Origin of the sequence: Novosphingobium sp. SG707 (genome assembly GCF_012275515.1) — a bacterium.
GTDB lineage: Bacteria > Pseudomonadota > Alphaproteobacteria > Sphingomonadales > Sphingomonadaceae > Novosphingobium.
Map to the genome: position 1 here is coordinate 66314 of NZ_JAAZQL010000004.1, position 21937 is coordinate 88250.

Genomic DNA, 21937 nt, shown 5'->3' on the forward strand with positions numbered 1-21937 from the left:
GTTACTCACTCCTGCGGCCCATAAAGGGACCTGTTTCACGCGGCCTGAGACGCAAAGCCGCATTACAACAACTGGCTAGAGAATTACGGCGGCGTCACTCCATGCCGTGCCAGGAAAGCGAAAATCGTGTTCCAGAGATGGACGCTGACCTTGGGCCCGCCCACGCGGTGTGTATGGCCGGGATAGAGCATCATCTCGAAAGGTGTGGCCTCGTTCTGCATCTTGGCGATCAGAGCCGAGGAGTTTTCAAACACCACATTGTCATCCGAAAGCCCGTGGATCAGCAGCAGCGGATCGCGGATTCTATCCGAATTGTCGATGGCGTTGGAAGCCTTGTAGGCAGCCGGAACCTGCCGCGGATCCCCCATATAGCGCTCGGTATAGTGGGTGTCATACAGCTCCCACTTCGTCACCGGCGCGCCGGAGATCCCGGCGGCAAAGGCGCCCGGATGCGCCTCCAGCAGCTTGAGCGTCATATAGCCGCCATAGGACCAGCCATAGGTGGCGATCTTGCTGGCGTCCACGAAGGGCAGGCTCTTGAGGTAATCGGCCCCGGCGATCTGGTCGGCCACTTCCACCGTGCCCATCGCCTGCCAGATCTGGCTTTCAAAATCGACGCCCCGGTTCGCGCTGCCCCGGTTGTCGATCTCGAAATAGATATAGCCCTTGGCCACGATGGCCTGCGCCAGCGCGCCCGACCAGCCCTTGCTGACCACCTGAACATGCGGGCCGCCGTAATGTTCAAAGAACACCGGATAGCGCTTGCCCGGCTCCATCACCGGCGTGATCATCTTCCAGTGCAGGTCGCTGCCGTCCTGCGCCTTGATCGTGCCGAAACTGGGCGCGCGGTGGGCGGCAAGGAAGGGTGCGTAGGGATGGCCGGCATCCACGCGGTTTTCCTCAACCCATGCCAGACGCTTGCCCGCGCCATCAGCCAGATAGGTCTGGGCGGGCTGGTTCTGCGCACTGCGAGTGATGACCAGCGTTTGCCCGGCGCGATCCATCGTCGCGCTGTTCATATAGGCCGGATCGGTCAGGCGCTTCGGTTCGCCCGGATGGTTGTAATCCAGCGCATAGACCTGATGCGCCAGCACATCATCCTTCGTGCCGGTGAAGAAGAGCTTGCCGCCCTTTTCATCCACGCCGTCCAGCGAAGTGACCATCCAGCGCCCATGGGTGAGCTGCTGCCATTGGCCGCCTGCAAGGCGATAGAGATGGCCGAAACCATCGCGCTCGCTCCACCAGATCAGGCTGCCGTCGCGCAGGAAACGGTAATTGTCAGTGAGGTTGATCCAGCTCTTCGCGCGCGCGGTTTCGGTAAACAGCACCTCGGACTTGCCCGTGGCCGGATCGACCTTGAGCATGTCGAGGCGGGTCTGCGCCCGATCCTCGCGCTGGACATAGAGCGTCTTGCCATCGGGCGCCCAATCGACGCGGGCCAGATAGATGTCGGCCTCCGCGCCAAGATCGACCTTGACCGGGACACCGCCATCGGGGCTGACGACATAGAGCGACACTTCGGCATTGGGCGTGCCCGCCGCCGGATAGCGCTGGTCGAAAGTCTTGGTCCCGGTCGCGCCAATGGCCGCGCGGGTGACGGTGCCGACATGGGCCTCGTCAAAGCGTTCAACCGCCACATGCTTGTCATCGCCCGACCACCAGGCGCCGGTCAGGCGGGCCATTTCCTCCTGCGCGACAAATTCGGCCTCGCCCCAATGGACGGTCGAGCTGGTTTCGGCGGGGGTGATCGCACGCGGGGCGCCGCCATTGACCGGCACCACCCAGAGGCGACGATCACGGACAAAGGACACGAAACCGCCCTTGGGGCTGAGACGCGGATTGAGCGCATCGGCCCCCGCCCCTTCGACCTTGCGAACCGAACCATCAAGCCCCGCCAACAACAGATCACCATCGAGCGGCACCAGCACGCCCTTGCCATCGGCCGCCCAGCTATAGGTGACGATGCCCTTGAGATCGCCGATCCGCTGCCGCTCGCGCTGCATCTTTTCCGCCTCGGACAAGGCACGGCCCGAGGACAGCTTTTCCGAATCGACCAGCATCCGCCACTGCCCGTTCTGGCGGTCATAGCCCCACAGGTCATAGCGCTCGCGGTCATTGGCGCGGTTGCGCAGCAGCGTCAGATAACGCCCGTCCGGCGACAGCTTGACCCCGCGCGGCGCCGGGCCGTTGAGCGAAGGGCTGGCAAAAACCCGCTCGAACGACAGCGCAGCGGCGGCAGGCGCGTTCACAGCAGCCCCCTGCGCAAAGGCGAGGGGCGCAGGCACAAGTGCCGCTGCAGCAAGCAGGAGAGCGGGAAAGCGCATGGCAAGGAGAGAGACCTGTCGAAGTATTGGAGATAAGGCGCGCAAGCAAAAGGGCGCCCCGGCTGTCTTGGCCGAGGCGCCCTTTCACGATGTTCCGCTGGTTGGCTGGGGAACTGCTGTTCCGGCTCAGCCTGCCGTGCGGGGGTCGCGGCGCTCGGCGATACGTGCGCGTTTGCCGGTGCGGCCGCGCAGATAGTACAGCTTGGCACGACGCACGACACCACGGCGAACCACGGTAATCGATTCGATGTTGGGCGAGTAGAGCGGGAATACGCGCTCCACGCCTTCGCCGAACGACATCTTGCGCACGGTGAAGTTCGAGTTGATGCCGCGGTTCGAGCGAGCGATCACCACGCCTTCATAGGCCTGAACGCGGGTGCGGTCGCCTTCGATAACCTTCACGCCGACGCGCAGCGTGTCGCCAGCGCGGAATTCCGGAATTTCCTTGCCCGTAGCCGAAAGCGCCTTGGCGATTTCTTCGGCTTCGATCTGCTGAATCAGGTTCATTGACCCAAATCCTTCGTTTTGCGCCGCGCGCCAGAGGCAGACTGACCCGAAGCACCACCGTAGCGCTCCCAAAGGTCGGGCCTGCGTGACCGAGTATCGTCGAGCGCCTGTTGTTTCCGCCAGGCGTCGATCTTTCCATGATCCCCCGATCGCAGCACTTCAGGGATCAATCGCCCTTCCCAATCATTGGGTCGGGTATAGTGGGGATATTCGAGCAATCCGTTTTCGAACGACTCATCATCCCCACTAGAGGCCGCGCCCATTACGCCGGGAAGCAGCCGAATGCAAGCATCCAGAAGCATAATTGCCGCAGGTTCGCCGCCCGAGAGAATAATATCGCCCATCGAGACCTCCTCGACATCGCGCCCGGCGAAAATCCGCTCGTCAAACCCTTCAAATCGCCCGCAAAGTACGATCACCCCCGGTCCGGCGGCCAATTCGCGCACCCGCGCTTGCGTCAAAGGGCGCCCGCGCGGGGTCATGGCGATGACGGGCCGCCCCATCGGACCATTCGCGCGCGCATGGTCAATCGCGCGGGCCAGCACATCGACCTTGAGCACCATTCCCGCCCCGCCGCCTGCGGGCGTATCGTCCACGGTGCGGTGCTTGTCCTGTGCAAAGTCGCGGATCTGCACAGCGTCAATGGCCCACTTGCCCTCCTCGCGCGCACGGCCGGCAAGGCTGACCCCCAGCGGGCCGGGGAACATATCGGGATAAAGCGTCAGGACGGTGGCGGAAAAGCTCATGGCGCCCCCATGCCCCCTGCGCCGCCGGTCTGCAAGGGGCATCGGGTCTCAACGGCGGCGAATGCGCAGCCTGTGCAGCGCCTCATAGGGGGTGCCCGCCAGAACCTCGGTGCCGAACAGGGCGACCGCGATCTGGACCTGCTCGCCATCGCGGCGCAGGTTGCGCGCCTCGTGCCGCGCGCGCGCCAGCACGCGGCTGCCGCCCCGTGTCCGCCGGTCGATGGTGGCGCAGCGCACCACCCCGCCCAGCAGGGCCGCCAGCACAAGCCACCCAAGATAAGGCACCGGCCGATGATGAAGCAGGCCCGCCTCCCAGCGAATCGCGCCGAACAGCAAAACCAGCATGTAGGGCAAACAGGCCCAGCCACGAACCTGCCACCATTCCGCGCGGTCCAGCCACAGGCCGCGCGCAATCAGGCGCAGTTCGACCCAGTGGACCGCGCTCCACAGGCTGGTCATCAGCAAGGCCCAATCCGTCCCGGGCGGCAGACCCAGCACCGCCACCTCGGCCCGGCTGATGCCTGCGGCGGGGCGCAGCGGCTCGAAATGACGCTCGTCGCGCAGGGCCAGATGCCCCGCCTGCATCAGCCCCACCACCAGCGTTTCAGCATAGCGCGTCGGCCCGCCCGAAAGGCAGGCCAGTTCAAAAGGATGTTGCAACGCCAGCATTCTGCCATCGGGGCGCAGCCAATGCGGCAACACCCACGCCATCGCCGCCGCCGCCAGCAGCAGCCCGGCATAGATCGCGAGAAACTGCTCCCCGCTCAATTGAAACGGGTCCAGACCCGCCATGATCCCTCCTCATCCGCCCTCCGGCGAAGAAGACCCCGCGTGTCTTTAACCTTCAAACCAGCGCGGTACAATCATGCATTTAGGATAGGGAGGTTTTGGCAAAACAACAGCATAAGTGTTCAGGGTTCGAACCAGACTCCCCGGTCGATCACCGCCGCAATATGGCCGCCACCAGCCGTTCCGGCTCCTGAACCTGATGCAAACCGCGTGATCGGGCACGAAACAGCCAACACAGCAGCAGCCAGGGCAAGCCGAAAATGGCGAGGCAACCCACACCTTCACGGTCATCGGCAAAGCGCGCCCACGGCCAATCCCAGACCCACTCGCCATAGCAATCGGCCAAGGCCATTATGAATTCCGTGATGTCATCGCCGTAAAGCCCGAGATCCTGCGACACGGCCATATCCGGCCATACTCGCCGCAAACCCGACAGATCCTGCGCCAAGGCGGCAATCTCCGCCTCGCGCTCGGTCACCCGACGTAGGCGTCCTCGATCAGCACCCGCGTCTCGTCCCATTCGGGTACGGCCTCGGTGCGCATAGGCACCATGAAGCGGTGGCTCTTGCCGTCCTCGCCCGAGGGCGTCTCGATTTCCAGAATGTCGCCCGCGCCGAAATTCTCGACCGCGACCACCGTGCCCAGCATCGCACCCGTGGTGGATTGGGCCGCCAGACCCAGCAGGTCGGCGTAATAATACTCACCCGGCGCCAGCGGCGGCATGGCCGAGCGGGGGACCGTCAGCGCCGTCCCGCGCAATTTTTCCGCCGCCGTTCGATCAGGGACTTCGGCAAAGCGGGCCAGAGCGCCCCCCTTGCCGTCATCCTTGATCGATTTCAGCGTCAGCGCGCCATTGTTGAAGGTGCGGTAGCCCTTGAGCGCGGCCACACCTTCACCAAACAACTTGAGACGAACCTCGCCCGTGATGCCATGGGCCGCCGCAACAGCGGCCATTGTCACGGGCCGGCTCATTATTCAGCAGCAGCCGCTTCAGCAGCTTCAGCGGCCTTCTTGGCCTTGTCTTCAGCGCGTTCCTTGGCCTTCTTGCCGGGTTCGGCCTTGTTCGGGTTGTTGGTGGGGGCGCGTTCCTTCAGACCGGCCTTGTCCAGCAGACGGGCAACGCGGTCGGTCGGCTGCGCGCCAACGCCCAGCCAGTACTTCACGCGGTCTTCGATCAGACGCACGCGGTCTTCGCTGTCCTTGGCGAGCAGCGGGTTGTAGGTGCCGACCTGCTCCAGGAACTTGCCGTCGCGGGGCGCGGTCGAATTGGCAATAACGATCTTGTAGTAAGGGCGCTTCTTAGAACCGCCACGCGACAGACGCAGAGAAACCGACATTTTCGTACCTTTCCAATTAATTCAGCTTATTTCTTCAAAAACTTTGTAAAATCCGGGGCGCCCGCGCCAAGGCCGGGAAGGCCGCCGGCACCGGGGCCGCCAAGACCGCCCATGCCACCAGGCATTCCGCCGCCGCCCAGACCACCCATGCCACCCTTGCCGAACAAGGCGGCCAGGCCCTTGAGCCCGCCCATCTTCTTGATCTGCTTCATCGCCTTTTCCATCTCCTGATGCATTTTCAGGAGCTTGTTGACTTCCTGCACCTGCGTGCCGGAGCCATTGGCGATGCGGATCTTGCGCTTGGCGTTGAGCAATTCGGGGCGCGCACGCTCCTTGGGGGTCATCGAACCGATGATCGCATCCATGCGCAGCAGTGTACGGTCGTTCATCCCGCTGTTGGCCATGGCGGCCTGCGCCTTCTTCATGCCCGGCAGCATCCCGGCCAACATGCCCAGCCCGCCCATCTTCTGCATCTGGCGCAGCTGGGTGCGCAGGTCGTTCATATCGAACTGACCCTTGGCCATACGCTCGGCCAGCTTTTCGGCGTCCTCGGCCTCAACCGCCTGCGCCGCCTTTTCCACCAGGCTGACGATATCGCCCATGCCCAGGATGCGGCCCGCCACGCGGCCGGGATTGAACACTTCAATCTGGTCGAGCTTTTCGCCCATACCGGCAAACTTGATCGGCTTGCCCGTGACCGCGCGCATCGAAAGCGCCGCACCGCCGCGCGCATCACCATCCATACGGGTGAGGATCACACCCGTCAGATCGACTTCGCCCGCAAAGCTCTGCGCAACGTTGACCGCGTCCTGACCGGTCAGCGAATCGACGACCAGCAGCGTTTCCTTCGGGGTCGAGATGGCGGCCACCGCCTTCATCTCTTCCATCAGCGCGGCATCGACATGCAGACGGCCCGCCGTGTCGAGCAGCAGCACGTCCACAGCCTGAAGCTTGGCCGAATTGATCGCGCGTTCGGCGATCGCCGTCGGCATCTGGCCAGCGATGATCGGCAGGGTCGAAACGCCCACCTGCTCGCCCAGAACGGCCAACTGTTCCTGAGCGGCGGGGCGGTTGACGTCGAGCGACGCCATCAGCACCTTTTTGCCGTGCTTTTCCTTCAGCAGCTTGCCGAGCTTGGCCGTGCTGGTGGTCTTGCCCGACCCTTGCAGGCCGACCATCATGATGACCACCGGCGGCGCGGCGTTCAGATCGAAACCGGGGACATCCTGCCCGCCCAGCATCTCGACCAGCGCGTCATTGACGATCTTGACGACCTGCTGACCGGGCGTGACCGACTTGAGCACATTTTGCCCAACGGCCTTCTCGGTCACATCGTCGATAAACCGGCGCACCACCGGCAGGGCCACGTCGGCTTCGAGCAAGGCGATGCGCACTTCGCGCATCGCATCGCGCACATCCTGTTCCTTGAGCGCACCGCGCCCCTTCAGCCGATCAAAGACCGAGCCAAGGCGATCAGACAGAGCGTCGAACATCAGCCAACCCCAACAGCGGCGCAAAATTACGCCAAAAACGCCGATGGGCGAAACCTCGCCGATCAGCGCATATTCCCATCAAGCGAAAAACGCCGGCGGACGTAAATTCGTCGGCCAGCGTAACGCTTGATGAAGCGATACTTTCCCTTTGGTGGAGCCTAGCGGGATCGAACCGCTGACCTCCTGCATGCCATGCAGGCGCTCTCCCAGCTGAGCTAAGGCCCCTAACCAATGGGTATATGTTTGAATGGTGGAGCCTAGCGGGATCGAACCGCTGACCTCCTGCATGCCATGCAGGCGCTCTCCCAGCTGAGCTAAGGCCCCATTCATTCAATAAGCTAGGCATCCCAGGGTGGTTTGCTTCGCTTCCGCCTCGTCGGCGGGCCGCCCCACTAGGACGACCCCGGAACCTTGGCAAGAACTTTTTTCGAGAAATTTCATTTTTCTGAAAAAAGCCCCGCCAAGGTTCCGGACAAGAGCTTACACTTCGTCGGGCTCTTCATCATGGCCCGACACGCCCAGGTCGTCATCGCCGCCTAGGTCGACATCATTGTCCGGCGAATCGCCGTCATCATCGATATCCAGATCCTCATCGGCCAGATCGCCGTCGGCCACCTCATCGGCGTCCTTCTTCTGGATCTCCTCAAAGGGAATCGGCTGCTTGCTCTTGAGAACCGGTTCGGGAACCCAGGCATAGCCGCATTCGATGCAAGTGACGGGATCGTCCTTGCCCAGATCGTAAAAGCGGGTGCCGCACTTCGGGCAGCCGTGCTTGGCGCCCCATTCTGGCTTGACCATGCTATTCCTCATGTCTGCCCCAGCCAAAGCGGCGGGCGGTATCCATTGCTATGCGTAACTGGCGCGAAGGGCCATTTGACCGGCCTTGCCATGCTCTGGCGCCTTGCCATAGAGCCCCCGCGCTGTCAAAAGCCGCGCGCTTCTGACGGGTGCCTGCCCGTGACGCAAGCGTTTTTCGCATCCCCAGTCTTCATAGCCCTAAGGAATCCTGTCCGTGAGCGCCTCTGCCACCCCCCGCCCCCGCCGTTTCATGCCCACCGGCGCGCTGAATGGCACGATCCGCGTCCCCGGCGACAAGTCGATCAGCCACCGCTCGATCATGCTGGGCGCGCTGGCGCTGGGCGAAACGCGGGTCACGGGCCTGCTGGAAGGCGAGGATGTGATGTCCACGGCGGCCGCGATGCGGGCCATGGGCGCAAAAATCGAGAAAACCGAAGATGGCGAATGGATCATCAACGGCGTGGGCGTGGGCGGCCTGCTGCAACCGGAAACCGCGCTCGACATGGGCAATTCGGGCACCTCGACTCGCCTGCTGATGGGATTGGTGGCCAGCCATGGCATCACCGCCACCTTCGTGGGCGATGCTTCGCTGTCGAAGCGCCCGATGGGCCGGGTGATCGACCCGCTCTCCACGATGGGCGCGGATTTCACCTCCGTCGAAGGCCGTCTGCCGCTGACCATGCGCGGCGCCTCGCCTGCCGTGCCGATCACCTATCGCCTGCCCATGGCCAGCGCGCAGGTCAAATCGGCAGTGCTGCTGGCGGGCCTGAACACGCCGGGCATCACCACCGTGATCGAGCCCGTACCCACCCGCGACCATTCCGAGCGGATGCTGCGCGGCTTTGGCGCGAATCTGACCGTCGAGGTCGATGAGGAAGGCACGCGCACCATCCATATCCACGGCCCCGCCGAGCTGAAGGGCCAGACCATCGTGGTGCCGGGCGACCCCTCCTCCGCCGCCTTCTTCATCGTTGCGGCGCTCACCGTGCCGGGCAGCGATGTGCTGATCGAGAACGTGGGCCTCAACCCCACCCGCGCCGGGATCGTCACGGTCCTGCGCCAGATGGGCGGCAGCATCGAGGAAGTGAACCCGCGCGAGGTCGGCGGCGAACCGGTGGCCGATCTGCGCGTGCGCCATTCGCAACTGCATGGCATCGAGGTCGATCCGGAAATCGTGCCCAGCATGGTCGATGAATTCCCCGTCCTCTTTGTCGCCGCCGCACAGGCCAAGGGCCGCACCGTCACCACCGGCCTTGAGGAATTGCGCGTCAAGGAAAGCGACCGCATCACCGTGATGCGCGTGGCGCTGGAACTGGCGGGCGCAAATGTGACCGAAACCGAGGACGGCCTCATCATTGACGGCACGGGCGGCGCGCCCCTGCCCGGCACATCGGGCGCGCATCATGTCGCCACGCATCTCGATCACCGCATCGCCATGAGCATGGCCATTGCAGGCCTCAACAGCATGAATGGCGTCGCCATCGACGACACCAGCCCGATCGCCACCAGCTTCCCCAATTTCGAATCGCTGCTCGCCAGCCTGGTGGCCATATGAGCCTGATTACCGGGATTCCCGAGGAGCTTGCCACCGCCTGCGGTTTTGCGGGCATGGCGCTCTGCGTCTTTGCCTATGGCTATACCACGGCCTTTACCGGCAAGACGCGCGAGCCCAATCCGTTTGTCCAGCATGGCGCCAATCTGGCCGGTGCGCTGCTGCTGGTGATTTCGCTGCTGGTCGATACCAATCCGGCCTCGCTGGCGCTGGAAAGCCTGTGGTCGGCCATCGCCTTTGTCGGCCTTGTCCGCGCCATCATGGCCAAAGGGAAAAACGCATGATTATCGCCGTTGATGGCCCGACCGCTTCGGGCAAGGGCACCATCGCCAAGGCGCTGGCCGCGCATTACGGCCTGCCGCATCTGGACACCGGGCTGCTCTATCGCGCGGTGGGGCGGCAAGTGGCGATAAATGGCGGCAATCCCGATGATGCGGGCGATGCGCTGGCCGCCTGCGGCTTTGCCGACAGTTTGCTCGACGATCCCGAATTGCGCTCCGAAGCCTCGGGCGGGCTGGCCAGTCGCGTGTCGGTGCATCCCGCCGTGCGTCAGGCGCTGTATGAACGCCAGCGCGCCTTTGCCACGCAAAGCGGCGGGGCGGTTCTGGACGGGCGCGATATCGGCACGGTGATTGCGCCGGAGGCCACGGCCAAGCTGTTCGTGATCGCCAGCGTAGCCGCACGCGCGGCGCGGCGCCATGCCGAAATGCTGTCGCAGGGGCGCGATGTAGCGCTTGCCGAGATCGAGGCCGACCTTGCCGCGCGCGACGAGCGCGACCGCAATCGCAGCGCCGCCCCTTTGCGCCCGGCGCCCGATGCGATCACCCTCGACACATCCGATCTGGGGCGCGAGGCGGCGATTGCCGCCGCCATCGCGCTGGTCGAGCAGATGCGCTGCCTTAGTGGTGAAACGTCTTAATGGTGAAATTGGGCCTGCGTGACCTGGGCTTCCTTGGCCACGGTCTTTTTCTTGGCCACGCTCTTGGAATGATGGCGCTTCTTATTCTTCCCTTCCAGCTTATGGAGGCGCGCCTTCAGCACGGCCACCTGTTCGCGGGCGGCGCGGGCATCGGCAGCGGCCGCCGCGGCCAGTGAATTGGCAGAATTGGCCGAGTTGCCCGCGTTTTGCGCCGCCATATTGGCCGCATCGGCCGCACTCTGCGCCCGGCCCGAGGCCGCAAGGGCATTGTCGGCCGTGCCCTGCGCGCGCGATGCGGCGCCATTGCCTTCCTGGGCGCTGGCATAGGCTTCATCTGCGCGCGCCTGTGCCCGCTTGACCGAACCGGTCGTGGCACAGCCCGAAAGCGCGAGAGACGCCGCCACCAGACCCGTCCCCATCAGGCCCAAAGAAATACGCATGGGTTCTCCTCCTTCACAAAGTTTCCATCCAGTGGAAATCTGAACAGACCGCTGCGGTCCTGTGCGGAAAATGAACGGAACGGCAAACCTCGTTGGCCCGCCCCCGGCGCAAGACGAACCGTGTTGCCACACCCATCGCCACCTGTACCAAGGATCAGGTGGCGGGCGGTATTTTCCTTGCCTTTCGCGCCCGTTTGGCCTAGTCGCCGCCGGTCTGCCCGTGGCCTTGGCTGTGGGTGGGTGCTGTGGATGGCATCCGGCCTCCATGGCGGTTCGGCCCTTTTTGGCCCGGCCATCGCATGGTGCGATGCCGGAGGAAAGACCGGCGGACGGAGCAAAACTCCCAACCGCCTGGCCGGAAGAACGTTAGATTTGAAGGACTCTTTTATGAGCACCCCGACCCGCGACGATTTCGCGGCTCTCCTTGACGAATCGCTTGGCGGCGCCGCCAACGGTGGCTTTGAAGGCCGCGTAGTCAAGGGCACCATCACGGCAATCGAAAACGACAAGGCCGTCATCGACGTAGGCCTCAAGAGCGAAGGCCGCGTTCCGCTGCGCGAATTCGCCATGGCCGGTCAGCCCCACGGTCTGAAGGTTGGCGATGAAGTCGAAGTGTTTGTCGACCGCGTCGAAAACGCTGACGGCGAAGCGATGCTCTCGCGTGACCGCGCTCGTCGCGAAGCCGCCTGGGACAAGCTTGAAAACGAATTTGGCGAAGGCAAGCGGGTTGAAGGCGTCATCTTCGGCCGCGTCAAGGGCGGCTTCACCGTTGACCTCGACGGCGCCGTGGCCTTCCTGCCCGGCTCGCAGGTCGACATCCGCCCCGTGCGCGACGTCACCCCGCTGCTCGACGTTCCCCAGCCGTTCCAGATCCTCAAGATGGACCGTCGCCGTGGCAACATCGTCGTGTCGCGCCGCGCCGTTCTGGAAGAAACCCGCGCCGAACAGCGCAGCGGCCTGATCCAGAACCTCTCGGAAGGTCAGATCATCGACGGCGTGGTCAAGAACATCACCGATTACGGTGCGTTCGTTGATCTGGGCGGCATCGACGGCCTGCTGCACGTCACCGACATGAGCTACAAGCGCGTGAACCACCCGAGCGAAGTGATCGCCATCGGCGACACCGTGCGCGTGCAGATCGTCCGCATCAACCAGGACACGCAGCGCATCAGCCTGGGCATGAAGCAGCTGGAATCGGATCCGTGGGATGGCGTTGCCGCCAAGTACCCGGTCGGCGCCAAGCTGCGTGGCACCGTCACGAACATCACCGAATATGGTGCGTTCGTCGAACTGGAAGCCGGCATCGAAGGTCTGGTCCACGTTTCGGAAATGTCCTGGACCAAGAAGAACGTCCACCCCGGCAAGATCGTTTCGACCTCGCAGGAAGTCGACGTGCTGGTGCTGGAAGTCGATTCGGACAAGCGCCGCATCTCGCTCGGCCTCAAGCAGGCCCAGCAGAACCCGTGGGAAGCTTTCGCCGAACGTCACCCGGTTGGTTCGAGCGTCGAAGGCGAAGTCAAGAACGCCACCGAATTCGGCCTCTTCATCGGTCTGGACGGCGAAGTCGACGGCATGGTTCACATGTCGGACATCGCCTGGGGCATCTCGGGCGAAGACGCGCTGGCGCTGCACCGCAAGGGTGAAAGCGTCAAGGCGATCGTTCTGGACGTGGACATCGAAAAGGAGCGTATCTCGCTCGGCATCAAGCAGCTCGAAAAGGGCGCTCCGGCTGCCGGCGGCGTGTCGCCTGCTGGTGGTTCGAACCTGAAGCGCAACGAAGTCGTCACCGTGACCGTGCTCGAAGTGCGTGACGGCGGCCTCGAAGTGCAGGCCGGCGACGATGGCGCCACCGGCTTCATCAAGCGTTCGGATCTGGGTCGCGACCGCGACGAACAGCGCCCCGACCGCTTCCAGGTCGGTCAGAAGATCGACGCCATGGTCACCGGTTTCGACCGTTCGAAGAAGCCCAGCTTCTCGATCAAGGCGCGTCAGCTGCACGAAGAAAAGGAAGCCGTCGAACAGTACGGTTCGTCGGATGCCGGCGCTTCGCTGGGCGACATCCTGGGCGCCGCTCTGAAGGCCAAGCAGTAAGCCTGAACCTTCTCAGAGCTGTTGCCTGAGATACAAAGACCCGCTCGGAGCGATCCGGGCGGGTTTTTTGTTGGGGGTTTAGGTTTAGGGATAGAATGCGAGGGTCTGGACCCTCGCGCTCCCATTACTGTCCTTGTTGCGCCAAAGGTTCACCCTTGCGCCCAGCTTGCCGCGCCGCAGGCTTTAAATAGAGCGGCTTTGCCGCATGACGCTTGCTCGCAAGCAAAGCGCAACCAGTATCGGGATTGCAAAGGGCTTTCGCCCTTTGCCCGCCGGAGGCATAAGCCCTTCCCGAATCCCCACCACAGGACCGCGCCCATGCCCCTCCAGATCCACCAATTCCCCTGCCTTTCCGACAATTACGGCTTTCTGCTGCACGATCCGGCCTCGGGCGAAACGGTGTGTATCGACACGCCGGATGCCGACGAATACCTGCGTCAGGCCGATGCAAAGGGCTGGACGATCACCCAGATCTGGAACACGCATTGGCATAAGGATCACGCGGGCGGTAACAGCGCGATCAAGGCCGCCACAGGCTGCGTAATCACCGCGCCTGCGGGCGATGCGGGCAAGATCGAGGGCGTGGACCGCGTAGTTGATCAGGGCGATTCGGTGGCTTTGGGGGCCTATCGCGGCCAGGTTATAAATGTGGGCGGGCATACGCTGGGCCATGTCGCCTATCACCTGCCGGAGGCCGCAGTGGCCTTTGTGGGCGATGCGGTTTTTGCGCTGGGCTGCGGGCGGATGTTTGAAGGCACAGCACCGCAGTTCTGGGCCAGTCTGGAGCGGATCAAGGCGCTGCCGCCCGAAACGACGCTCTATTGCGCTCATGAATATACGGTCGCCAACGCCCGATTCGCGCTCCATGCCGACCCGGATAATACCGCGTTGGCCGCCTATGCCGAAGAAATCACCGCGCGACGAGCGCGGGGCGAAGCAACCGTCCCCTTCCCGCTGGCGCGCGAACTGGCCACGAATCCTTTCCTGCGCGCCGACAGCGCCGATATTCAGGCTCGCTGGGGTGACGATCCCGTCAGAGCCTTTGCCGCTCTGCGTGAGGCCAAGAACAGCTTTTGAGTGAGGCTTGTTACAGTTTGAACTGCACCATGGCATGGACAACGGCAGTTCGGTTCACACCCGTCACATGCGGCACGAATCCGACGCGCAGCGGCCCCAGCTTGACGCCCGCCATCGCATAGGGTTCGACCAGATGGTTCGGATAGCCGGTGACGCCACCGATCTCGACGAACAGCGGCAGGTGGTCCGTCTCTGCGCGCCATCCAATCTGGAAGGATGGCCTGCGATAGGAATTGTAATAGCCGCCCGCGATAAAGCCGCATTCGCTTTGGGCATAAAGCCCGTAATTCTGATCGTTATAGCCCGGCTTTTCATGCACCGAGACAAGATGAAGGCCAATGGCCGCAAGGTTCAGACAATTCATCGCCCATTCGTCTCTTTCTGTGCATGATCCCGCTCGGTGAGCGCAGGCTTTTAGCGCAGAGGTTCTTTGCATTTCGCAATGAATGACGACGTAGTCTTGCCCATATCACAACGCTGACAATGGCAACCATAGGCCATCGTTGCATTGTGGCTTTTACATATTTGATTTCAGGCCAATTTTCCGGCTATCACAGCTTGGAACTGTCCGGATCCTCGCGCTTGACGCCGTCGAGCAGACGCTCCGCGCGCTCCTTCTCCGCTTTGCTGATCGCGCGCGCGGCCTTGCTCTGACCATGCAGGGCCCGATTGGCCTGCGCCTGCTTTTCAGCCTCGCCGCGCGCCTTGGCCTTACGCGCCATGCGCAAATTGATGATCTCCGCCATGCTCGCTCCCTTTCCCGCCCCAAACGCAAAAAGCCCCGCCGGAGCGGGGCTTTTCACCAGATCCGCAAGAAGCAGGATTACAGACCGGCGATTGCCGCGTCCACCTGAGCCTTGTCGGCATCGACGCCGTAACGACCGGCGATCAGACCGCGAGCCGCCGAGGCCGCCGCTTCGGCCGCCTTGTTCTGCAGTTCGGCAACAGCCGCGCGTTCCGCCGCCTCGATCTTGTCACCGGCGATCTTCTCGCGGCGCGCAATCACGGCGGTGGTGTCGGCTTCCGCCTTGGCGATGATCGCTTCGGCTTCATGCTTGGCATGCTCGACCAGCTGCGCGGCTTCCTTTTCGGCACCGGCAATACGGGCGGCATATTCAGCGCGCAGCTTGTCCGCTTCAGCGCGCAGCGCCTTGGCTTCGTCGAGCTGCTTGCGGATTTCGGCAATGCTGCCGTCCAGCCCCTTGGTGATCACCGAGGGAACCTTGAGCGCGATGGCGATCAGGATCAGCACCGCCATAGCAGCGGCAACGATCTGCGGCGCCGTGGCAAAGCCCAGCATCAGCGGTTCGGCAGCTTCATGACCACCGGCTTCACCGGCGCCGGCAGCCAGAACGGCCAGAGTAGCAAGATCAGCCATGGAGGACCTCCTTCACGGCGGCGCGGGCGGCATCGCCTTCCACGCTCAGGCCGGCAAGGCGGGCGACGATGTCGCTGGCCGCTTCGCTGGCAACGGTTTCGATTTCGGCCAGCGCATCGGCACGGGCGGCGGCAAGGCGCGCATCAGCTTGCGCGATACGCTCGTCCACCACGGCGGCGGCCTGCGCCAGACGGGCTTCGCTTGCCTTGGTGGCGTCGGCCTTGGCCTTGGCGATCAGGGCCTGCGCTTCGGCGCGCTGCTTGTTGCTGGTCGCGGCCCAATTGGCCTCGTCCGATTCGGCGGCGCGGCGCGCGGCTTCGGCGGCGGCCAGATCATCAGCGATCTGCTTGTCGCGATTTGCCACCGTTGCCTGAACCTTGGGCACAAAGCCGCGGCCAACAACAAAGAAGACAAATCCGAAGAAGATCAGCGCCCAGAAGATCTGGGACGCATAGGTTGCGGATAGCTGCGCAATCTGAGGCATCACTTAGGTTCCGGTCGCTGTGCGTCGGGCCGGATGGACCCAAACGGTATCACCGCATGGCCGCGGCATTGCCCAAAGGCAAAATCCGGGCCGGGAAAATCAAAGGCGATCCCGACCGGGGCAAACCGCCCCGGCCAGTATCACCTTGGTATTCGTTCAGGCAACGAAGATCAGGATCATCGCCACGACGAACGAAAGCAGACCCAGAAGTTCAGCAGCCGCGAAGCCGATGAACAGACGGCCCTGCTGGCCATCAGCGGCGCCGGGGTTGCGCAGAGCGGATTCGAGGAACGAACCGAACACGTTACCCACGCCCAGGGCAGCCACACCGGCGCCGATAGCGGCCAGACCAGCACCGATCAGCTTTGCGCTTGCAGGTTCCATTTCCATAACTCCTTTTGAACGAATTTCGTTGGTTGAAAGGCTTTGATGTACGTCTTGAAAACTTAGTGCAGGTTTTCGGCGTCGTTGAGATACAGCGAGGTCAACAGCGCGAAAACATAGGCCTGGATGCCGGCAACCAGAATTTCCAGCGCGCAGATGGCGATCATCAGCGCAAAGCTGGGCAGGCCGACAACAGTGCCCCACAGCATGCCCGAATTGGTCGAGCTGATCACAAAGCTGGAAAGCACTTCGAGCAGCACGTGGCCCGCCATCATCGCAACGAACAGACGAAGCGCGAGAGAGAAGGGACGCACGAGGAACGAGATCAGCTCGATCACCGGGATCAGCCACAGCAGCCATGCCGGCGTGCCATGCGGCACAAACAGGCTGAAGAAGTGCAGGCCATGGCGCGCAAAGCCCACGATCAGGACGATCGAGAAGGACAGGATCGCCAGAACGCCGGTCACCGTAAAGTGGCTGGTCGAAGTGAAGGGATGAACGCCCTTGATCAGGCCCAGCGGCAGCAGACCCAGAACGTTGGAGAAGAGAATGAAGCTGAACAGCGAGAAGATGTAGGGCACATACTTCTTGCCCTTGGGGCCAACATTGGCGGCCAGCAGGTTGTCAATAAAGCCAACCAGCCCTTCAACCATCACCTGCCAGCGGCCGGGAACGGTCTGACCCTTGGCGCCGCCCGCGACGAACGCGAACAGCACGACAAAAGTGATCAGCATCCACAGCGCCGAATTGGTGAAAGCAATGTTATGCCCGGCAATGGTCCAGTGATCGGTGCCAAAAAGCGGCTCGATCATGAACTGGTGCATCGGATCGACTTTGCCCTGTTCGGCCACGCTTTATGCCCCCTTGCCTATGCATCATGTGCGGTCTTTCCTAACCCCTTCGTTGGGGCGACCCTGGTTCAGAGCCCGCGCCCTGTTCAAGGATCATTCAGACCGCCGGGTGGAAATCCGGATAATGTTCCTGAAAGCGGCAAAGGTGCCAAGCCCCATCACCACCAACAGACCCCAATGACCGCGCCCGATCAACTGGTCTATAGTCCAGCCGATGAACGCACCGCCACCGATCCCCGCGATCAGTTCGGCCAGAACCCGGTTGCCCAGACGATAGCTATCGTCAGATTGCGCCCCCGCATTCGGCGTTTTACGCATTTCCTCCCGCTCCCGAACGGCGTTAATCCGTTCATCGAGAGCCGCAAGGCGCGCATCCTCACCGCGTTGATCCTGTGCCTCCGGCTCGTTGCTCAATTCTCTCTCCCGCCTACCTGTCCTTGGAGTGGACTGTGGGGCCAAAAAGAGCCTTGTGCAACGGCTGTCCGCTCAGGGCGCCTGCCCCTTAGGCGGGGGGTAGGCCCAAGTCAACCGGTCGCTAGGTAGTAGTAAGGTAGCATAAAGCCGTTCGCGCCATTTTCAGACGGGTACGTATGCACAGAAAATGCGGGAACCGGCAAATATCGCGCAATTGTCCGACATCTGCGCATCCAGGCGCGAATCACCTGTATCAATGACACGCCCGAACAGGAGCAAAGAAAAACCGCGCGGGAACCATGCCCCACGCGGTCGATCCTAACAGCGGTTAAGCCGGTTTACGCCGGACAGCGACTATCGCGGACCGGGGCGCCCCCGCCCCTCACCTGCCAACTGCCATCGGGGGTCTGATACTTTTCCCCCGGCTGGGTCTGCATCACCAGCTTGCAACCGGTGGTGAAGGCATATTCCTCCACCGTGGCATGCTGGGCCTGGGCGCGCTCGGCATAGACCGCCTTGCGCTTGATGTTGATGTCATCGACCAGCCGCTTGAGTTCGGGCGTGGAGGCGCCGACGATCCCAAGATAGCCGGTGGGCATTTCCCCCACCTGTCCGGCGGCGCGCGCGGCGGCATAGGCTGGATCGCGCACCTGCGCCAGGGCGCCGCCCGCCATCACCGGAACCAGCAGCGCCGCGGCCAAAAAGGGCGAAACAGAAGCAAATACGCGCGACATCAGAAGATATCCTTATTGCTATCAATCGTTTTGCCCGCATCGGCGGCCAGACGATAGATGACTTCCTGTTTGATGTTGATGTTCAGCTCGATCACGATCGGCTTGTCCGGCGCGCTCACGGTAATACACCCCGACAACGCGGTGACCATGCCCAGCGAAAGAACCGAAACCCCCAGCCGGACGGGTCGTTTGCGCCACACCTTTTGCAAGGCTGGCCACAGACGTCCGTCCGGCCCCTTCGCCCTGCCCTGAAATGTTTCCCGCTGGTCCATACGGGAATCTTTTGCCACGGCGGGGCGGCGGGTCAATGTATTACGCTTCATGGACGATGCTCGCTGACTGAAGGCTGAATGGTTGCGGTTTTCGGCAAAGGGTTTTGCGTTGGCATGATGCGCATCGACGGCAGGGTCAGGCCCTTGTCCCGCGGATCGCCGATATAGCTCGAATCGTAAAGCGAGCGCAGCGAGCCGATCAGTTGATAGAAGGGCGCGCGAATGTTCACATTGAATTGCAAAGGCAATTTCGCCACCTGACGGGTCAGGAAATTCTTCGACGCGCCCTTGCCCTGGCTCAGGCCCTTCATTGACACGCGCGTCACCACCTCACCGGCCAGATCGCCGTCGAGGCCGATTCGCATTTCCTTGAAACGCACATCGCGCAGGGTGCGGAAGGCGAAATTGGCCATGGGCGTAAGGTCGCGATAGCTCAACTGCCCCACATAGGAGACAGAGCCGCCGCCCGGCCGCGAGATCAGTTCGCCGCCCGAGACACGTCCGCCATTCTGATCGAAAATCAGCGGGATACGGCCATCAAACAGGCCCGTCGCCGCCAGATTCGACACATCCATATGCGTGATCAGCTTGGCCGCGTTCACTGCCGAGAGCTTCAATTCGAATCGGCGTACCGCCGCCCCGCCCAATTGCAGTGTGGTCGGCAGCATCTCCATCTCGCCATCGAGGAAGGGCCAGCGCGCATCCTCGATTTCCAGCAGATAGCCCGGATGCATGGTAAAGCGCATCTTGCCATCGGTGGCCTCGATGCCCGGATTGATCGAACCGATGCGCAGGCTCTGATGCGGCGCGGTGACAAGGCCGAGCAGGTCGGTGAATTCCACCGTCCCGGCCACACCCTTCACCGGCCCGGCAAGACCCGCGAAATCAAAGCTCTGCGTGGTGATCCTGCCATGGCTTGTCACCTTGCCGTCCGCCCAGTCGATCCGCCCAGTGCCATCGAATCGCCCCGCCGCATTGGCAATCGTGCCCAGCGCCAGCGCCGTCAGACGGTCCGGCTGTAGCGCGGCATCAAAGGTCAGCCCGTCCAGCGTCAGATCGGCAAAGCCCTTGGCCCCGCCCAGATCATGCGTGATGGCAACCTGCACGATCTGCCGGTCGCTCTTGGGTTCGCGCAGCACTGCATCGGCGCGAATCACCCCATCCTTCATGGTCAGGCTGGCGCCATGCGCGGACAGCGGGGCAAAGCGGGCCAGCTTTTCCACATCGCTCACCTGCATCGCCACATCGCTCAGCGCCAGCGTACCGTCCGCATAGCGCCATTGCCCCGCGCCATTCTGGATCAGCATCGGCACCGCAGCCAGCGATCCCTCCAGCCCCTTGAACTCACCCGCCGCGCCCGCGCCCATCTGCGCCGTCACCGAGGCCAGCTTCAGCGCCGTTCCCTCGCCCGGCTTGCCCAGTTGCACCGAAACATTTTGCGCATTGAGCGCTGCGTCACGCCCGGCCCCGGCGCGCAAGTCCATCGCCCCGCTGTTCAGCTTCAACGGCGAATCGCCCATCCGCCCGTTCAGATCCAGCCCGGACAGCCGAACGCCCGCGCGCCATCCGCCCCGATCCAGCACCAGCAACGGCCCGGAAAGCGGGCAGGCCGCCAGCTTGCCCGCGCTCAGGCTCAACCCATTGGCCTCCAGCCCGGCAAAGCTGACCGGTGTGCAGGAGGACCACAGACGCGCGCCCTGCGCGCCGCCCACGCCATCGAGCGGCAGATGCAGGTTCGCCACCCTCACCCCCGGCGCCAGCGCGCCCGAGGCCACCGCCTCGCCCCTCCAGCGGATTTCGCCGCTCTTGGCCACAATCTCCATCCGGGGCAGCGCCAGAGCCGCGCCATTTTCGGCGCGATATTCGGCCATGCTCAGCCGGATCGGCCCGCCGTTCTTGGGAATTTCGGCCAAAACGCGCGGCAGGCCGGGCGCCGCCGTCCGCAGGGAGCCGGTGAAGGAAGGTTTGGCCCCATCGTTTTTGACCAGCGTCAGCCGGTCGCCATCCACCAGCGGCATGCCCGATTCCCCGACCAGCCGCAGCAGGGGCGCAACAAAGCTGAACCGCCCCTCGCCCGCATGAAGGTTGAAGCGCCCCTCCAACCGGCTGCGCGGGGTTTCCTTGCGCAGGCTCGCCTCGATCCGCGCGATCAGCGGTTCGGCCAGTGTTCCGGCCGCACCGCCCCGCGCCTTGCCCAGCGCGGCATAGCCGGCCTTGTCGGGCACCACGCCCTGGCCCGAAATCGTGCCGTCGCCATCGATCCGCGCCATGGTCAAAGGCGCGCGCAGACGGCCCTCGATCCCCACTTCGCTGGCCGCCAGCCCGGTCGTGGCCAGATCATGCGCGGCGATCCGCCCCATCGCATTGACCGCCGAATCGCGCAGCGCCAATCGCAGGGGCCCGGTGATCGAGCCGATGCGCGCACCCGGCATATCCAGCGCGCCGGTCCGCAGAGCCAGATCGACCTGGCCGCCATCGAGCAATTCGTCCAGCCTGCCCTTGACGTCGATCTGCGAGGCGCCCAGCCGGATCGCGCCGCAGGAGGCGGGCATGAGATCGGCCGCGCCCTCCAGCGTGGGCGCCCCGCCCTTTACCCCGATACGCCCGGCAAACCGTCCGCCGCCCGAACATCCCGCCCCGCGCAGATGCGGCGCAACCACCAACAGCGGGCCGTCAAAACCGCCCGCCAGATTGCCCCGGCCCGACACCACCGCCCCTACTCCGCCCGCAGGCGTGGCCAGAGCCATGACACCATCCTTGATCCGCAAATCCATCGCGGGCAGGCCGGAAGGTTTACCGCCGCCTTTCATCAATGTGTCGATCGCGCCAAAACTGACCCGCCCGTCCTTAATCGCGGCAAAGAGGCGCGGCGAGGTCAGGTCCACCCGCGAAATGCCCGGCGTAAGACCCACCATACCGGCCCAGACCTCGACACGGGGAATCACCGCATCAGGATGGGCCGAATCGCCCACCACCACATCGGCCAGCACCGCATGGCGCGTATCGAGTTCGACCACCTTATAACTGGCCGCCAGCCCCAGCCGCACCAGTTCGCGCCGCAGCACGGCATCGGCAATCGAGAGCCTTTCGGCCCAGCCCAGCCCCAGCGCAAGCGCCACCAGCCCCGCTCCGGCCAGCGCCAGTTGCCGCCCGCGCGGCGCCCGCAACAGGCCGCGCCCGCGCGGCGGGGGCGTCACTTCGGCATCGGTGGGCAAATCATCCATCACCTACAGACTCTTGCGCGAGGGGGCCGGGAAAGGCAATGCTTATACGCAATTGCCGCGATAGGCGCCGCCATGGATCGGGGGGACGGATGTGACCAGTGATGATGATGCCTCAACCGATCA

The 21937-nt window shown here is 63.5% G+C and carries 25 protein-coding genes and 2 tRNA genes; 5 read left to right on the forward strand and 22 right to left on the reverse strand.

Annotation, left to right across the window (positions count from 1 at the left end):
* Nucleotides 1–83 precede the first annotated feature (83 nt).
* The 11 genes from FHW92_RS12710 to FHW92_RS12760 form a co-directional block, all read right to left on the reverse strand.
* Nucleotides 84–2324 carry a S9 family peptidase gene (locus FHW92_RS12710; protein WP_168603657.1) on the reverse strand — a complete coding sequence of 747 codons (2241 nt, stop codon included), beginning with the start codon at nt 2322–2324 and terminating at the stop codon, nt 84–86.
* 126 nt (nt 2325–2450) lie between these two features.
* A complete protein-coding gene (gene rplS / locus FHW92_RS12715) occupies nt 2451–2831 on the reverse strand; it encodes a 50S ribosomal protein L19 (RefSeq protein ID WP_168603658.1) in 381 nt (126 codons plus the stop codon).
* Nucleotides 2828–3577: a tRNA (guanosine(37)-N1)-methyltransferase TrmD gene (trmD, locus tag FHW92_RS12720; protein ID WP_168603659.1), complete on the reverse strand. Its 750-nt coding sequence runs from the start codon at nt 3575–3577 to the stop codon at nt 2828–2830. The genes rplS and trmD overlap by 4 nt, the downstream gene beginning before the upstream one ends.
* Before the next feature lie 48 nt (nt 3578–3625).
* The gene (locus FHW92_RS12725) at nt 3626–4369 is read right to left on the reverse strand and encodes a TIGR04222 domain-containing membrane protein (RefSeq protein WP_168603660.1); all 744 of its coding nucleotides are present in this window, start codon (nt 4367–4369) and stop codon (nt 3626–3628) included.
* A gap of 148 nt (nt 4370–4517) precedes the next feature.
* A complete protein-coding gene (locus FHW92_RS12730) occupies nt 4518–4844 on the reverse strand; it encodes a hypothetical protein (RefSeq protein WP_168603661.1) in 327 nt (108 codons plus the stop codon).
* Nucleotides 4841–5338 carry a ribosome maturation factor RimM gene (gene rimM / locus FHW92_RS12735; RefSeq protein ID WP_168603662.1) on the reverse strand — a complete coding sequence of 166 codons (498 nt, stop codon included), beginning with the start codon at nt 5336–5338 and terminating at the stop codon, nt 4841–4843. The genes FHW92_RS12730 and rimM overlap by 4 nt, the downstream gene beginning before the upstream one ends.
* Nucleotides 5338–5703, reverse strand: coding sequence for a 30S ribosomal protein S16 (gene rpsP, locus FHW92_RS12740; protein ID WP_168603663.1), 366 nt, complete (start codon nt 5701–5703; stop codon nt 5338–5340). Before rpsP ends, rimM begins: the two co-directional genes overlap by 1 nt.
* 26 nt (nt 5704–5729) lie before the next feature.
* Nucleotides 5730–7196, reverse strand: coding sequence for a signal recognition particle protein (ffh, locus tag FHW92_RS12745; RefSeq protein WP_168603664.1), 1467 nt, complete (start codon nt 7194–7196; stop codon nt 5730–5732).
* Nucleotides 7197–7345: 149 nt separating this feature from the next.
* Nucleotides 7346–7421: transfer RNA gene (locus FHW92_RS12750), tRNA-Ala, on the reverse strand.
* A 23-nt stretch (nt 7422–7444) separates the two neighbouring features.
* A tRNA-Ala gene (locus FHW92_RS12755) sits at nt 7445–7520 on the reverse strand.
* A 156-nt stretch (nt 7521–7676) separates the two neighbouring features.
* Nucleotides 7677–7994 carry an FYDLN acid domain-containing protein gene (locus tag FHW92_RS12760; RefSeq protein ID WP_168603665.1) on the reverse strand — a complete coding sequence of 106 codons (318 nt, stop codon included), beginning with the start codon at nt 7992–7994 and terminating at the stop codon, nt 7677–7679.
* A gap of 250 nt (nt 7995–8244) precedes the next feature.
* Here FHW92_RS12760 and aroA point away from each other — a divergent pair, with 250 nt between their 5' ends.
* Genes aroA through FHW92_RS12775 form a run of 3 tightly spaced genes read left to right on the forward strand, consistent with a single transcriptional unit; the run spans nt 8245 to nt 10465 of the window.
* Nucleotides 8245–9549, forward strand: a complete 1305-nt coding sequence (gene aroA / locus FHW92_RS12765) for a 3-phosphoshikimate 1-carboxyvinyltransferase (RefSeq protein ID WP_168604071.1) — start codon at nt 8245–8247, stop codon at nt 9547–9549.
* Nucleotides 9546–9830, forward strand: a complete 285-nt coding sequence (locus FHW92_RS12770; RefSeq protein WP_168603666.1) for a permease — start codon at nt 9546–9548, stop codon at nt 9828–9830. Before aroA ends, FHW92_RS12770 begins: the two co-directional genes overlap by 4 nt.
* Nucleotides 9827–10465: a (d)CMP kinase gene (locus tag FHW92_RS12775; protein ID WP_168603667.1), complete on the forward strand. Its 639-nt coding sequence runs from the start codon at nt 9827–9829 to the stop codon at nt 10463–10465. Before FHW92_RS12770 ends, FHW92_RS12775 begins: the two co-directional genes overlap by 4 nt.
* Here the strand turns inward: FHW92_RS12775 and FHW92_RS26080 are convergent.
* Nucleotides 10462–10905 carry a hypothetical protein gene (locus FHW92_RS26080; RefSeq protein WP_282599744.1) on the reverse strand — a complete coding sequence of 148 codons (444 nt, stop codon included), beginning with the start codon at nt 10903–10905 and terminating at the stop codon, nt 10462–10464. The two genes, FHW92_RS12775 and FHW92_RS26080, sit on opposite strands and share 4 nt — an antisense overlap.
* 387 nt (nt 10906–11292) lie before the next feature.
* Here FHW92_RS26080 and rpsA point away from each other — a divergent pair, with 387 nt between their 5' ends.
* Both rpsA and gloB read left to right on the forward strand, forming a co-directional pair.
* Nucleotides 11293–12996, forward strand: a complete 1704-nt coding sequence (gene rpsA / locus FHW92_RS12785; RefSeq protein ID WP_168603668.1) for a 30S ribosomal protein S1 — start codon at nt 11293–11295, stop codon at nt 12994–12996.
* 318 nt (nt 12997–13314) lie between these two features.
* Complete coding sequence (gene gloB / locus FHW92_RS12790; RefSeq protein WP_168603669.1) at nt 13315–14073, forward strand: hydroxyacylglutathione hydrolase; 759 nt, start codon at nt 13315–13317, stop codon at nt 14071–14073.
* Nucleotides 14074–14083: 10 nt separating this feature from the next.
* Here gloB and FHW92_RS12795 read toward each other — a convergent pair whose 3' ends face one another.
* From FHW92_RS12795 to FHW92_RS12840, 10 genes are all read right to left on the reverse strand, one after another.
* Nucleotides 14084–14437 (reverse strand): hypothetical protein, encoded by a 354-nt coding sequence (locus tag FHW92_RS12795; protein ID WP_168603670.1) that lies wholly within the window; start codon nt 14435–14437, stop codon nt 14084–14086.
* Between the two features lie 187 nt (nt 14438–14624).
* Complete coding sequence (locus tag FHW92_RS12800; protein WP_168603671.1) at nt 14625–14819, reverse strand: DUF4169 family protein; 195 nt, start codon at nt 14817–14819, stop codon at nt 14625–14627.
* 77 nt (nt 14820–14896) lie between these two features.
* Nucleotides 14897–15451, reverse strand: coding sequence for a hypothetical protein (locus FHW92_RS12805; RefSeq protein WP_168603672.1), 555 nt, complete (start codon nt 15449–15451; stop codon nt 14897–14899).
* Nucleotides 15444–15935: an ATPase gene (locus tag FHW92_RS12810; RefSeq protein WP_168603673.1), complete on the reverse strand. Its 492-nt coding sequence runs from the start codon at nt 15933–15935 to the stop codon at nt 15444–15446. The genes FHW92_RS12805 and FHW92_RS12810 overlap by 8 nt, the downstream gene beginning before the upstream one ends.
* A 156-nt stretch (nt 15936–16091) precedes the next feature.
* Complete coding sequence (locus FHW92_RS12815; RefSeq protein ID WP_168603674.1) at nt 16092–16319, reverse strand: F0F1 ATP synthase subunit C; 228 nt, start codon at nt 16317–16319, stop codon at nt 16092–16094.
* Nucleotides 16320–16381: 62 nt separating this feature from the next.
* Nucleotides 16382–17170 carry a F0F1 ATP synthase subunit A gene (locus tag FHW92_RS12820; protein WP_168603675.1) on the reverse strand — a complete coding sequence of 263 codons (789 nt, stop codon included), beginning with the start codon at nt 17168–17170 and terminating at the stop codon, nt 16382–16384.
* Nucleotides 17171–17263: 93 nt separating this feature from the next.
* On the reverse strand, nt 17264–17584 hold the full coding sequence (locus FHW92_RS12825) for an AtpZ/AtpI family protein (protein ID WP_168603676.1): 321 nt from the start codon (nt 17582–17584) through the stop codon (nt 17264–17266).
* 338 nt (nt 17585–17922) lie between these two features.
* The gene (locus FHW92_RS12830) at nt 17923–18318 is read right to left on the reverse strand and encodes a YdbL family protein (protein ID WP_168603677.1); all 396 of its coding nucleotides are present in this window, start codon (nt 18316–18318) and stop codon (nt 17923–17925) included.
* On the reverse strand, nt 18318–18641 hold the full coding sequence (locus tag FHW92_RS12835) for a YnbE family lipoprotein (protein WP_246870142.1): 324 nt from the start codon (nt 18639–18641) through the stop codon (nt 18318–18320). The genes FHW92_RS12830 and FHW92_RS12835 overlap by 1 nt, the downstream gene beginning before the upstream one ends.
* Entirely contained in the window at nt 18638–21814 is a 3177-nt protein-coding gene (locus tag FHW92_RS12840; RefSeq protein ID WP_168603678.1) for a YdbH domain-containing protein, read from the reverse strand. The genes FHW92_RS12835 and FHW92_RS12840 overlap by 4 nt, the downstream gene beginning before the upstream one ends.
* Between the last annotated feature and the right edge of the window lie 123 nt (nt 21815–21937).